This is a genomic window from Candidatus Cybelea sp., assembly GCA_036489315.1.
Taxonomy (GTDB): Bacteria; Vulcanimicrobiota; Vulcanimicrobiia; order Vulcanimicrobiales; family Vulcanimicrobiaceae; genus Cybelea.
In genome coordinates this window covers 19,412-31,510 of sequence record DASXFZ010000058.1, presented here as the reverse complement: position 1 = coordinate 31,510, position 12,099 = coordinate 19,412, and the positions used below count along the sequence as shown (strand labels likewise).

General features: G+C 63.5%; 11 protein-coding genes. 3 read left to right on the top strand and 8 right to left on the bottom strand.

The features are described 5' to 3' along the window. The 3 genes from VGG51_12835 to uvrB all read right to left on the bottom strand — a co-directional run bounded on the left by VGG51_12835 (window position 1) and on the right by uvrB (window position 3,369). A complete protein-coding gene (locus VGG51_12835; protein HEY1883916.1) occupies window positions 1-342 on the bottom strand; it encodes a hypothetical protein in 342 nt (113 codons plus the stop codon). 149 nt (window positions 343-491) lie between these two features. Further along, window positions 492-1,280, bottom strand: coding sequence for a hypothetical protein (locus VGG51_12830; protein ID HEY1883915.1), 789 nt, complete (start codon window positions 1,278-1,280; stop codon window positions 492-494). A gap of 43 nt (window positions 1,281-1,323) precedes the next feature. After that, window positions 1,324-3,369, bottom strand: a complete 2,046-nt coding sequence (gene uvrB, locus VGG51_12825) for an excinuclease ABC subunit UvrB (GenBank protein ID HEY1883914.1) — start codon at window positions 3,367-3,369, stop codon at window positions 1,324-1,326. Between the two features lie 58 nt (window positions 3,370-3,427). Here uvrB and VGG51_12820 point away from each other — a divergent pair, with 58 nt between their 5' ends. From VGG51_12820 to pth, 3 genes are read left to right on the top strand one after another with little or no spacing between them, the layout of a single operon-like run. After that, the gene (locus tag VGG51_12820) at window positions 3,428-4,441 is read left to right on the top strand and encodes a ribose-phosphate pyrophosphokinase (protein ID HEY1883913.1); all 1,014 of its coding nucleotides are present in this window, start codon (window positions 3,428-3,430) and stop codon (window positions 4,439-4,441) included. 10 nt (window positions 4,442-4,451) lie between these two features. Then, complete coding sequence (locus tag VGG51_12815; GenBank protein ID HEY1883912.1) at window positions 4,452-5,102, top strand: 50S ribosomal protein L25; 651 nt, start codon at window positions 4,452-4,454, stop codon at window positions 5,100-5,102. Next, window positions 5,103-5,702: an aminoacyl-tRNA hydrolase gene (gene pth, locus VGG51_12810; GenBank protein HEY1883911.1), complete on the top strand. Its 600-nt coding sequence runs from the start codon at window positions 5,103-5,105 to the stop codon at window positions 5,700-5,702. Here the strand turns inward: pth and VGG51_12805 are convergent. The 5 genes from VGG51_12805 to VGG51_12785 form a co-directional block, all read right to left on the bottom strand. Continuing rightward, the gene (locus tag VGG51_12805) at window positions 5,678-6,925 is read right to left on the bottom strand and encodes a M48 family metalloprotease (GenBank protein HEY1883910.1); all 1,248 of its coding nucleotides are present in this window, start codon (window positions 6,923-6,925) and stop codon (window positions 5,678-5,680) included. The genes pth and VGG51_12805 overlap by 25 nt on opposite strands. A gap of 1 nt (window position 6,926) precedes the next feature. After that, window positions 6,927-8,267 (bottom strand): bifunctional UDP-N-acetylglucosamine diphosphorylase/glucosamine-1-phosphate N-acetyltransferase GlmU, encoded by a 1,341-nt coding sequence (gene glmU / locus VGG51_12800; GenBank protein ID HEY1883909.1) that lies wholly within the window; start codon window positions 8,265-8,267, stop codon window positions 6,927-6,929. Continuing rightward, window positions 8,264-9,760, bottom strand: coding sequence for a glutamate--tRNA ligase (gene gltX / locus VGG51_12795; protein ID HEY1883908.1), 1,497 nt, complete (start codon window positions 9,758-9,760; stop codon window positions 8,264-8,266). Before gltX ends, glmU begins: the two co-directional genes overlap by 4 nt. Before the next feature lie 13 nt (window positions 9,761-9,773). After that, on the bottom strand, window positions 9,774-10,190 hold the full coding sequence (locus VGG51_12790) for a cobalamin B12-binding domain-containing protein (protein ID HEY1883907.1): 417 nt from the start codon (window positions 10,188-10,190) through the stop codon (window positions 9,774-9,776). Between the two features lie 120 nt (window positions 10,191-10,310). Further along, window positions 10,311-12,047: a methylmalonyl-CoA mutase family protein gene (locus VGG51_12785; protein ID HEY1883906.1), complete on the bottom strand. Its 1,737-nt coding sequence runs from the start codon at window positions 12,045-12,047 to the stop codon at window positions 10,311-10,313. Window positions 12,048-12,099: the final 52 nt, after the last annotated feature.

Below are 12,099 nucleotides of genomic sequence, written 5' to 3'. Positions count from 1 at the left end.
TTACGGCGGCGTGAGCTTTAGGCCGGCGATCTTTCCCTGCTTGTCGACGACGTCGAGCAGCTGCAGTTTCGTGCCGTCTTTGAAGGTCAGCAAGTACACGGCATACGTCAGGTCGCCCTGCAGCCCGGCGTTCTGCTGGTCGAACGTAACGGGCGCACCGAGACTTCCGATGCTGCCCTTGAGCGCGGACAGCTTGTCATCGGTCAGCGCCGAACTCATCGTGGGTTCGAGCAGCGAGCGGTCGACCGTTCCGCCTTGCAACTGGGTGAAGATCGACTTTGCCTGGGCGATCATTGCTGGATTGGGCGTCGGGGTCGGCGCCGCGCTCGCGGGTTGGCTCATGGGCGGCGGCGGTGGCGGCGGCGCGACCGGGCCGTTGCCCGGCTGGCCGACAGGCGCGGAGCCGGGAGGTGTGTGAGCGGCGGCAATGGTGCCCGCTAAAAGGACGAGGAGACTAAGCGGTGAGCGTATCATGGTGAGCTCCTTTTTTTTTATTGGATGTAAGGCAGGCGTTCCGCGAGGAAGCTCCAGCCCTCCGACGAGACCATGACCGAGCCTGAGAAGGGTCCGGCGAACTCGGCGACGACGACGAAAAGTATCGCGATGAGGCCGACGAGGATTGCGGTCATCAAGAGCTGAGCGGGCCGGTTCTCGACGCCGAATATATAGCAGAAAGAGACCATCGCGAGCGCCCCCGCGACCAGCGCGAACCACAATATGCCTGGGACCGCCGGCTCTGCGCGTACTAAGCGCTGGCGCCTGGCATCGAAGAGACGCTGTTCGTTGCCGATCGAGGCTTGCTGAGCATTATACCCGCGCTGGTCGCGCGGCGAGTACGTATTTACGGCATATGCCGCATCCTCGATCAGCTTCGAGCCCGTATCGGGGACGACTTGGTTGCGCCCCATCGCGGGCCACTCGATCGCAATCACGGTCTGCGCGTACTTCGTCAGATCGGTCCTAATCCGCGTGCGGAGCGTATCCGGAAATCCGTCCACGACGTGATACAGGTCGCCGGCGGCATCGACTTCCTCTTGGACGTTGGCAATCGTCCCATCGTACTTTTCCCAAACTACCACGACGACGAACCCCAGCAGGACCGCATAGAGCACGCCGACGGCTGAAAAGAGGTAGCCGGCCACGTCGTTGTGACGCCGTAAGACTTCGCTCTTGAGGAGGCGCTGCAGGGCTGCGTGAACGCCGACGAAGCAGGCGACGACGATGACGATGACCGCGAGCTCCCCGAGTGCTTCGGGAATGTTGAGGATGGTACGAGTCAAAACCGTCAAGCTGAGAGGAACCTCCGATCGACCAGAGGCTCCCTTAATTACCGACGAGTTCGGCCAAGGCCTTGTCGAAGATCTTCGGAGCCTTGCCGCCGAAGAGGACTCCTTCGTTTCCGCCGATCTGCTTGCGCAACTCGATCAGCTCGTCGCGCAGAGCGGCCGCCTTCTCGAACTCTAGGCTCGCGGCGGCTTCGCGCATTTTTCGTTCCAAGTCCCGTGACATCTTGAGTGCGACGTCGCGCGGAACTTTGTCCAGCTTGAGCTTGGCGGCATCCTCACGGGTCGCGCCGATCATGCTGAGGATGTCGTGGATCTCCTTTCGCACCGACTTCGGCTCGATCCCGTGCTCGCTATTGTAGGCCACCTGCATCTCTCGCCGCCGGCGCGTTTCGCCGATCGCGCGCGCCATCGACTCGGTAACGACGTCGGCGTACATGATCACCTTGCCCTCGACGTTGCGCGAGGCGCGGCCGATCGTTTGAATGAGCGACGTACCGCTTCGAAGGTACCCCTCTTTATCGGCGTCGAGGATACCGACGAGCGAGACTTCCGGCAAATCCAGACCTTCGCGCAGCAGATTGATGCCGACGAGCACGTCGAAGACGCCGGCTCGCAGGTCGCGCAGAATCGCGACGCGCTCGAGCGTGTCGACCTCGCTGTGAAGGTAGCGGACGCGCAGTCCATTCTCGATGAGGAAGTCGGTAAGGTCCTCGGCCATCTTCTTTGTCAGCGTCGTTACCAGCACGCGCTCCTGACGAGCCGCCCGCAGGTGGATCTCTTCCATTAAGTCGTCGACTTGATTGCGGGTCGGGCGCACCTCGACTTCGGGATCGACCAGGCCCGTCGGGCGAATGATCATCTCGACGACCTGGCTGCTGTGCCCGATTTCATAGGTTCCCGGCGTCGCCGAAACGTAGACGGCCTGCACGATGTGATCGTCGAATTCCGCGTATGTGAGCGGCCGATTGTCGAGCGCACTGGGCAGCCGGAATCCGTGCTCGACCAAAACCTCCTTACGCGACCGGTCGCCGGCAAACATCCCGTGGACCTGCGGCAGCGTCACGTGCGATTCGTCGACGAAGAGCAGCCAGTCTTTCGGGAAAAAGTCGATCAAGCACCAGGGAGTCGAGCCGGCCTCGCGCCCGGTGAGGTGACGCGAGTAGTTCTCGATTCCGTTGCAGTACCCGACCTCGCGCAGCATGTCGAGGTCGTAGCGGGTGCGCATCTCGAGGCGCTGCGCCTCCAAAAGCCTGCCGTGCCGCTTGAAGTAGGCCAGACGCTCGTCGAGCTCTGTTTCGATCGACCCGATCGCGCGCTGAAGCTTCTCTTCAGGCGTTATGAAGTGCTTTGCGGGGAAAATCAGCACCTCGTCTTTACTCTCGAGATACTCTCCCGTAAGCAGGTTGACGACGTTGATCGACTCGATCTCATCGCCGAAGAAGCCGATGCGATGAACCAGCTCTTCGTCGACGCCGACGAACTCGAGGGTATCCCCGCGCACGCGAAACGTCCCGCGCACGAGATTGATGTCGTTGCGCCGGTACTGCATATCCACGAGCTTTCTCAAGAAAGCATCGCGGTCGATTTCCTCCCCGACCCGGATGCGTGCGGACATCTCCACGTAATCCGAGGGCGAGCCCAGGCCGAAGATGCACGAGACCGAGGCCACGATCAGCGTATCCCGCCGGGTCAGCAGCGATTGCGTCGCCGAGTGGCGCAGACGTTCGATCTCGTCGTTGATCGAGCTATCCTTCTCGATATAGGTATCGGTCGAGGGGACGTACGCCTCGGGTTGATAGTAGTCGAAGTACGAAACGAAGTACTCTACGGCGTTCTTCGGAAAGAACTCGCGAAACTCGGCGCAGAGCTGGGCGGCGAGCGTCTTATTGTGGCAGAGCACGAGCGTCGGTTTCTGCACGAGCTCGATCGTGCGCGCCATCGCCATCGTCTTGCCGCTGCCGGTCACCCCGAGGAGGGTCTGCGTGCGGTCACCGCGCACGAGCCCCTGCGCCAGGGAGTCGGTCGCCTTGGGTTGGTCGCCGGCCAGCGAGAAGGGTGAAACGAGCGTGAATTCTTGAGCCACTGCGATAGCTCAAACCGCCTTCGAGGGCGGAACGATTCACTGGGCGAACGTCCCCTTCGTGCAGAATCCGCTTCTGTTCTGTGGGAACTCCAATCCACAGCTGGCCGAAGAGATCGCCAAGCGGCTACGGCTGCACGTCGGTAAGGCGCTGGTCTCCGAGTTCAGAAACGAAGAGACTCGGGTCGAGATCGGCGAGAACGTTCGCGGGTCCGAGGTTTTCGTCGTCCAGTCGATCTGCAAATCGCCCAACGGCAAGGGCGTCAACGACGCGCTGATGGAGCTGCTGCTGATGGTCGATGCGCTGCGCCGAGCCTCAGCCGCCCGGATCACCGCCGTGATTCCCTACTACGGGTACGCAAAGCAAGACAAAAAAACCAAAGGACGGGAGCCGATCTCGGCCAAGGTCGTCGCAAACTTGCTGAAGGTGACCGGCGCCCGCCGGATCGTCACGATGGATCTGCACGCCGCTCAGATTCAGGGTTTCTTCGACATACCGGTCGATAACCTGATGGCGATGCCCGTGCTCTGCAACTACCTCAAAAAAGAAGGCCTTTGCGACGACAAGATCGTCATCGTCTCCCCCGACGCCGGCGGCGTGCACCGGGCCGAGCTCTTTGCAAAGCGGCTCAATAGTTCGCTGGCGATCGTCTTTAAGCGTCGCCCGGAGCCAGATATCGCCGAGGTCACCGATATCGTCGGCGACGTTTCCGGCAAGGTCGCGGTCGTCGTCGACGATATGATCTCGACCGGCGGCACGCTGGCTAAGGCGGCTGGAGCGATCAAAGCGAGGGGTGCGACCAAAGTATATACCGTCGCCTCGCACGGCATCTTCGCCGGGGAAGCGGTCGAGCAGCTCGAGCAGTCGGAGATCGAACGGGTGCTCTTTACGAACACGATCCCCTTCTCCAAAGGAACGAATCACCCGAAGTTCGTGCAGCTCTCGATCGCGCAGGTCTTTGCCGACGCAATCAACCGAATCATCACCAATCGCTCGGTCTCGGAGCTCTTTGCAGGCGACGAAACCGTCAGTACCGTTGCGCCGCCGGCACCAGAGGCCGTCGGCGTATTCTAAGAAGGACATCGTGGCTAGCAAAGACCTGACACTCTCCATCGAGCCCCGCTCGAAACTCGGTACGACGGGGGCCCACGCGCTGCGCTCGCACGGCAAGATCCCAGCCGTCGTCTACGGCCATGGAAGCGTTCCCGATCACATCGCCCTAGACGCCCGCGCGTTCGGCGAACTGCTTCACCAAAGCGGCCGCAACGCGATCATCACGCTGGTCGATGGAAGCAAAAAACAGACCGCGATGGTCCGCGTCGTACAGACCCACCCGGTAACCAGACGCATCGTTCACGCCGACCTGCAGCGAGTCTCGGCGGACGAGACGATCGGCGCGAAGCTCGGTATCGTGACCGTCGGCGTCGCCGACGGCGTCAAGAACATGGGCGGCGTCATGGACGTTATCGTCCACGAGATCGAGATCGAAGGGCCGGCCAACAAGATACCCGAGCATCTCGAGGTCGACGTAACGCCGCTCGGTATCCACGAGCACGTCACCGCCGGCGACATCGCGCTCCCGCCGGGCTTCAAACTGCTGACCGCCCCCGAGACCGTGATCGTCTCGATCGAGCCCTCGCGCACCGCGCAGGATCTCGAAGAAGCGGCGAGCCCGTCGGAAGAAGTTCAGCCGGAAGTCATCGGCGCCGAGCCCACGCCGGCCGAGGGGCAATAGCTGGCCGAGGGAGCACCGAGGCTGGTCGTCGGCCTCGGCAATCCGGGCCCCGAGTACGCCGCCACCCGCCACAACGTCGGCTTCGTCGTCGTCGACGAGTTGGCGCGTCGGTACGGCATCACGGCCTGGAAGAAGAAAGACGCCGCGCAGCAAGCCTTCGATTCGGCGCGCCGCCTCGTCTTCGTCAAGCCCACCTCGTTCATGAATCTCAGCGGGACCCCCGTGCGGCTGATCTCGTCGTGGTATCGCACGCCCCCCAGCGGCGTTCTGGTCGTCAGCGACGACATGGATCTGCCGTTCGGCAAGCTGCGGATGCGCGCCAGCGGCGGCCACGGCGGCCACAACGGGCTGCGTTCGGTCATCGCGACCATCGGTGAGGGATTCCCGCGCCTGCGAATCGGGGTGGGGCGTCCGGAGTTCGACAGCATCGACCACGTTCTCGGGCGATTCAACGAAGCAGAGCGAGGCGTTCTCCGCGGAATCGTCGCCGCCGCGGTCGAGGCGACTGCGTTATGGCTCGACGAGGGGATCGAGCCGGCGATGCGGTTTGCGAATACGTGGGCCCCGCCGGGGGCTCAAGGGCAGCCCGACGGCACGTGATTGATCGCCGCAACGCGCGCGCCCGTTCCTGGTGAGGTATAGAGGAAGAGTGCGGCGGTCAGCTCGGGGCAGACCTCTTCCATGTGCTGATCGGTAGCGCGCACGAGCGCCCGCACCGCATCGGCCGGATCGCCGGTAAGCGCCACCGCCGAGCGATCCGCGGAAAACTCATACGACCGCAGCGCGGCGTTACGGACCGGAATCGCGGCGATGTATACCAGCGCGAGCAGCGACCCGACGATCGCCAGCCGTGAAAGCGGATCGTCGTCCCGCCGGAAGCGAATGCGATCGGCCAGCACGACGGCGATAGCCGAAAAGACGATGACGATACCCCCTTCGATCAAAGCAATCGAGAGAAAATCGTGGTGCGCGACCTGCTCGATCTGGACGGCGACTTCGTAGGCGACCTCGGCCGGGGTGCCGCCGGCGATCAGCTTGTCGGTCAGCAAGATCGTGCGCGCGGAGCCGAAGCCCGCAACCGCGGCATCGCCGATCGGGGAGTTGCGGATGTGCGCGACCTCCACCGGTACTCCGGGGAAACCGGCGCTCACGAGGACGGCGTGCGTTCGCTGCGCGAGCGGACCGGAGAGCGCTACGACGCGCGCTCCGGTTAAGGCGAGATACGGCGCGGCATAGGACCACACGACGCAGCCGGCGAGGATTCCGACGATTGTGTAAACGTACCACTGATGCGTTCGTTGCACCCAACCGAGAACGATCGCTGCGATCAACCCGGCGATCAGCATGCCGAGCAGCGTGTGAATCGTCCAAGAGACGACCCACCATCGCGTCAGCTCGAGATCGATCTGCATCGTTCGTGCAACTCGATAGAGGTAAAATGCCGGTAGAAACGAGGCGATGCGCGCGACGAGCGCGAGCGACGCGCCGAAGGAGAATCGCAAGATCCATTCGGATCGCATCCGCCGGCGCAGCCAATCGCGCAACCTGGCTGCGCCGCCGGAGCTCCACAAATAAAAGAGCGCGGCCGACTGGCACAAGAGGATGAGGATCCAGCCGGGCAGCGTCCAATGCGCACGCCGAAGCGCGGCGTCCTGACGCGCCGGGTCGACGAGCATCGTTGCCGGCTGCGTCAGGAGGACTTCGTTGGAGAGCGAGTCGACGCGAACGTCCAACGCATTGGGACGTACGCCGGAGGCCGCGCCGGCGGACGCCGGCACCGCCAATAGGGCCGCGGCAAAGAGCAAGCCGCAAAGTATGCGCACGTTACTTCTTGGGCAGAGGCCGCGCCGGGTTCCCGGCAACGCGCTCGCCATCCGGAACGTCCCTGGTCACGACCGATCCGGCACCGGTAAGGGCGCCATCCCCGACTCGAACTGGGGCGACCAGCGAGGTGTTCGATCCGATCGCGACGTTGCGCCCGACGATCGTGGCGTGCTTTTGCTTTCCGTCGAAGTTGCAGGTGATCGTGCCGGCGCCGACGTTCGTCTCCTCGCCGATGGTCGCGTCACCCAAATACGTCAGGTGGCTTACCTTGACACGGCGCGCTAAGTCCGACTTCTTGATCTCGACGAAGTTCCCGACATGAACGTTGTTTGCCAGCCGCGCTTCGCTGCGCAAATGCGCGAACGGACCGATCGCAGCGTCGTTGCCGACGGTCGAATCCGTAATCACGCTCTCGCGCACGGTGACGCGCTCGCCAAGACGCGCGTTCGAGAGCCGGCTGTTCGGGCCGATCACGCAGGCACGGCCGGCAATCGAAAGGCGAGCGATCGTGGTGTTCGGATAGATCACGGTATCGCTGCCGATCTCGAGCTCGGGTTCGAGATAGGTCGTGTCGGGATCGACGATCGTGACGCCGGCCCGCATGTGGGCGGCGCAGAGCCGCGCGTTCATCTCCTTGCGCGCCAGCGCAAGCTCGACCCGGTCGTTGATACCCAACACGTCGAGATGCCGGCTCGCGTTCACGGGATGCACGCCTTTGCCGCTTTGCACGAACTGCGCGACCGTATCCGTCAAGTAGTATTCGCCTTGAGCGTTGTCGCTGCGCAGCTCTTTGACGGCCTCCCGCAATGACGGTTCGTCAAACGCGTAGATTCCGGCGTTCATCTCGTCGATTGCGAGCTCTTCGGGCGTCGCGTCGCGGACCTCGACAATGCGTTCGACGCTCCCGCCGCTGCGCACGATGCGGCCGAAGTTCGACGGAAGCGGCATCTTCACGGTCACGAGCGACATCAGAGCGCGAGCCTTTCCGCTGCGATCGAGCGGCGCCGCAATCTCCGCGAAGATCTCGCTGGTCACGAGCGGCATGTCGGCGCAGGCAACGACGACTCGCCCCGGCATCGGTGCGAGATGGTCGAGCGCGATCTTCACCGCGTGCCCCGTCCCCAGCTGCTCCTCCTGGACGACGATCTCGACGCCGGACCCCTCGATTTCGCCGCGCAGCTCGGAGTTGATCACGGCGACGATCTCGTCGATGCCGGCGCCGCGCAGCGCCGCGATGACGTACCAAAGCATCGGACGCCCACAGATCTCGTGCAGCACCTTCGAGCGCGCGCTCTTCATGCGCGTGCCCTTCCCTGCAGCGAGCACGATCGCGCGGATCATGCAACCACCTCGTCGCGCGATAGGAGCCGCTCCCACTCTTCGAGCTCGCGTTTGCTCGGCGCGCCGAGCAGGTCGAGTGCATTTCGAAGGCGCTCCCGCACCATATCGCGACCGAGCAGCTCCATCGAATCGTAGAGGGGGATCGACGTCGGGCTGCCGGTGATCGCGACGTAGAATGGGCGCGCGAGGTCGCGCGTTTTTCGTTCGAGCGCTTGGGCAAGACGCGACATCACCGTCTCGATCGCCGCCGCATTCCAGACGGGCAGCTTGTCGAACTCGCGCAGCGCGAGGGCGAAGGCGCGGCGGATCGAGAGCGCGTCGAGCTTCGCGCCGGCAAACGAGTCTTCGTTTAGGGCCAGCCTTCCGGAGAACAGGAACGCCAAGAGCGGGCCGAGATCGCTCAAGCGCTCGATGCGCGGCGCCGCGAGTTCGGCGACGCGTGACAGGCGCTGCGGCGGCGCCGCCCAACCTTGAGCGCGCGCGAGCAGCGTCGCCGGATCGAGCCGCTCGCGAATATAGCGGCCGTTGAGCCAATCGAGTTTGGGGAGATCGAAGACCGGTCCGCCGATCGGAACGTGCTCGACCTCGAAGCGGCGCACGATCGCCGGCAGTTCCATCAGTTCGTCTTCGCCCTCGTGCACCACATTGGCCATCAGTGCCAAGAAGTTTATTAGCGCCTCGGGCAGATAGCCCATCGCCTCAAAGAACAGAATCCCGGTCGGATTCTTACGCTTGCTCAGCTTGCTCTTGTCGGGGTTACGCAGCAGCGGAAGATGCATCAGGACCGGCGGCTGCCAGCCGAAGTACTCGTACAATAAGAGGTGCTTCGGTGCGCTCGAGACCCACTCTTCGCCGCGGAAAACGTGCGAGATCTCCATCAAGTGATCGTCGACGACGTTGGCGAGGTGATACGTCGGCAGGCCGTCCGATTTGATCAGTACCTGCATGTCGACGGTCGAGTAGTCGAACTCGATTGGGCCGCGCCGCAGGTCGTTGACGACGCAAACGCCCGTATCCGGAACGCGCATCCGCACGACGAACGGCTCGCCGGCCGCCTCGCGCCGCGCGACTTCTTCGGGCCCGAGGCTGCGACAGTGTCCGTCGTACCGCGAGGGACGGCCCGCCGCGCGCTGCGCGACGCGCATCTCCTCGAGTCGCTGCGGCGTGCAGAAGCACTTGAACGCGTGACCGGTTACCAGCAGCTTCTCGGCATACTCTTTGTAGATGCTCGAGCGCTCGCTCTGACGATATGGCCCGAATGGGCCGCCGACGTCGGGGCCCTCGTCCCAGGAGAGCCCGCACCAGCGCAGCGCGGAGAGGATGACGCGTTCGCTCTCCGCCGTGCTGCGGGCTTGATCCGTGTCCTCGATGCGCAATACGAACTCGCCGCCGTGCTTGCGGGCGAAACAGTAGTTGACGAGCGCCACATAGGCCGTGCCGACGTGCGGATCGCCGGTCGGTGACGGCGCGACTCGGGTCCGAATTCGCGTCACCTAAGAAACTTCTCTAGGCGACAGGCGTTCGTCGCTTACCGCACTCGCGCGAGACGAAGTCGATGATCGCTTGGAGCGGTGCGCCGGGCGTAAAGATCTCGCGCACCCCGAGCTCCTTGAGCCGCCTTGCATCCTCCGGCGGAATCGTGCCGCCGCCAAAAAAGACGATATCGCCTGCGTCTTGAGCGCGCAGCTGCTCGACGACGAGCGGAAAGAGCGTCATATGTGCGCCGGAAAGAATCGAGAGGCCGATCCCGTCGGCATCTTCTTGAATCGCGGTCTGCACGATCTGCTCCGGCGTCTGGAAGAGTCCCGTGTAGATGACCTCCATTCCGGCATCGCGCAGCGCCCGCGCGATGACTTTTGCCCCGCGGTCGTGGCCGTCGAGGCCGGCTTTAGCGATGACGACGCGCAGCGGCCGGTCGGTCATGTCGCATCTCGTCGTAGTTACGGCTCAAATGCAGCGCCTCTTCGAGCTTTCGCTTCACCGCGGCGAGGGTTCGCCGCACGCGGTAGAGCTCGAGGTCGCCGCCTCTGTCTTGTGGTTCCATTAGAGGACCGCCCGTTCGGTGTAACGCCCGTAGACGCTTGCCATCGCCTCGACGATTTCGCCCTCGGTGCAGTAGGCATTGGCAGCGTCGATCAGATGCGGCATGAGATTGTCCTTCGGGTCGCGACAGGCGATCGCGAGCCGCTCGAGGCTGCGGCGTACCGCGGCATCGTCTCGCTTATCGCGAAGATCCTCTACAGAAGCCGCTTGCGCCCGTTCCATCTCCTCGGTGATCTTCAGCAGGTCGATATTTTCATTCACTTCGTCTCGCACGAAGGCGTTCACGCCCACGATCACGCGGTCGCGCGTCTCGAGCGAACGCTGGTAGCGGTAGCTGGCATCGGCGATCTCGCGTTGGAAGAAGCCGGCCTCGATCGCTTCGATCACGCCGCCGTACTCGGCGATCTGAGCGAAATAGCTCTCCGCCTGGCGTTCCATCTCCTCGGTGAGCGCCTCGACGAAGTACGACCCGCCGAGCGGATCCACCACGTTGGTGACGTTAGTTTCGTACGCCAGGACTTGCTGCGTGCGCAAGGCGATCTCGACGGATTTTTCCGTCGGCAGCGCCAAGACTTCATCCATCGAGTTCGTGTGCAGCGACTGAGTCCCACCCAGCACGGCCGCCATCGCTTCGAACGCAACGCGAACGATGTTGTTCTCCGGCTGCTGCGCCGTCGCGCTGCAGCCGGCGGTCTGCGTATGAAAGCGCAGCTGCCACGAGCGCGGGTCTCGTGCGCCGTACTTCTCGCGCATGTGCCGCGCGTAGATCCGCCTGGCGGCGCGGAATTTCGCGATCTCTTCGAAGAAGTCTATGTGCGAATTGAAAAAGAACGAAAGCCGCGGGGCAAACGAGTCGACGTCCATCCCGGCTGCCATGGCGGCCTCGACGTAGGCAAAGCCGTCGGCGAGCGTGAACGCCAGCTCCTGCGCGGCGGTCGAGCCGGCCTCGCGGATGTGGTAGCCGGAGATCGAGATCGTATTCCACTTCGGCATCTCGCGCGTGCAGAACTCGATCATGTCGACGATGATGCGCATGTGTGGGCGCGGAGGAAATATCCACTCCTTCTGCGCGATGTATTCCTTGAGGATATCGGCTTGAATCGTGCCCCCGAGCTTCGCGCGGGGGATGCCCTTCTTTTCGGCCGCCGCGATGTATTGCGCGAGCGCGATGCAGGCCGGACCATTGATCGTCATCGAGGTCGTGATGTCGCCCATGTCGATGCCGTCGAAAAGCACCTCCATATCGGCGAGCGAGTCGATCGCCACGCCGCATTTTCCGACCTCGCCGCGCGCTTGCGGCGCGTCGGAGTCGTATCCCATCAATGTCGGCATATCGAACGCGACGGAGAGGCCATGCTGGCCGTGCTTGAGCAGAAAATGGTAGCGCTCGTTGGTCTGCGCGGCGTTGCCGAACCCGGCGAACTGCCGCATCGTCCACAGACGATCCCGGTAACCGTTGGCGTGGATCCCGCGGGTGTACGGATATTCGCCCGGCCACGCCAGATCGGTAGCAAGATCGAGACCGGCGACGTCTTCAGGCGAGTAGATCGTTTTGAGAGGCACGTCGGAGATCGTACGGTCGACGGCGCCCGACCCCGGGCCCTTTCGCGGGCGGCCCTTCTGCGAGGCATCCTCCCAACGCCGCTCCTGTTCCTCAAAAGCAGGCGGCGGCGCCGCTCCCAGGCCGCTGGGGCGTTCGATCGTCGTCGCTGCTGGTGTATCGGTGGTCGGTCTCATCCTGCGCTTAGCCTGTCGTTGTAATTCTAGCGTGTTGAATATCATTCTGAGG

Excerpts from the sequence above, each read along its gene's own strand:
- VGG51_12835 (HEY1883916.1), bottom strand. The coding sequence starts at position 342 with ATGAGCCAACCCGCGAGCGCGGCGCCGACCCCGACGCCCAATCCAGCA.
- glmU (HEY1883909.1), bottom strand. The coding sequence starts at position 8,267 with ATGATCCGCGCGATCGTGCTCGCTGCAGGGAAGGGCACGCGCATGAAG.
- VGG51_12790 (HEY1883907.1), bottom strand. The coding sequence starts at position 10,190 with ATGACCGACCGGCCGCTGCGCGTCGTCATCGCTAAAGCCGGCCTCGAC.
- VGG51_12785 (HEY1883906.1), bottom strand. The coding sequence starts at position 12,047 with ATGAGACCGACCACCGATACACCAGCAGCGACGACGATCGAACGCCCC.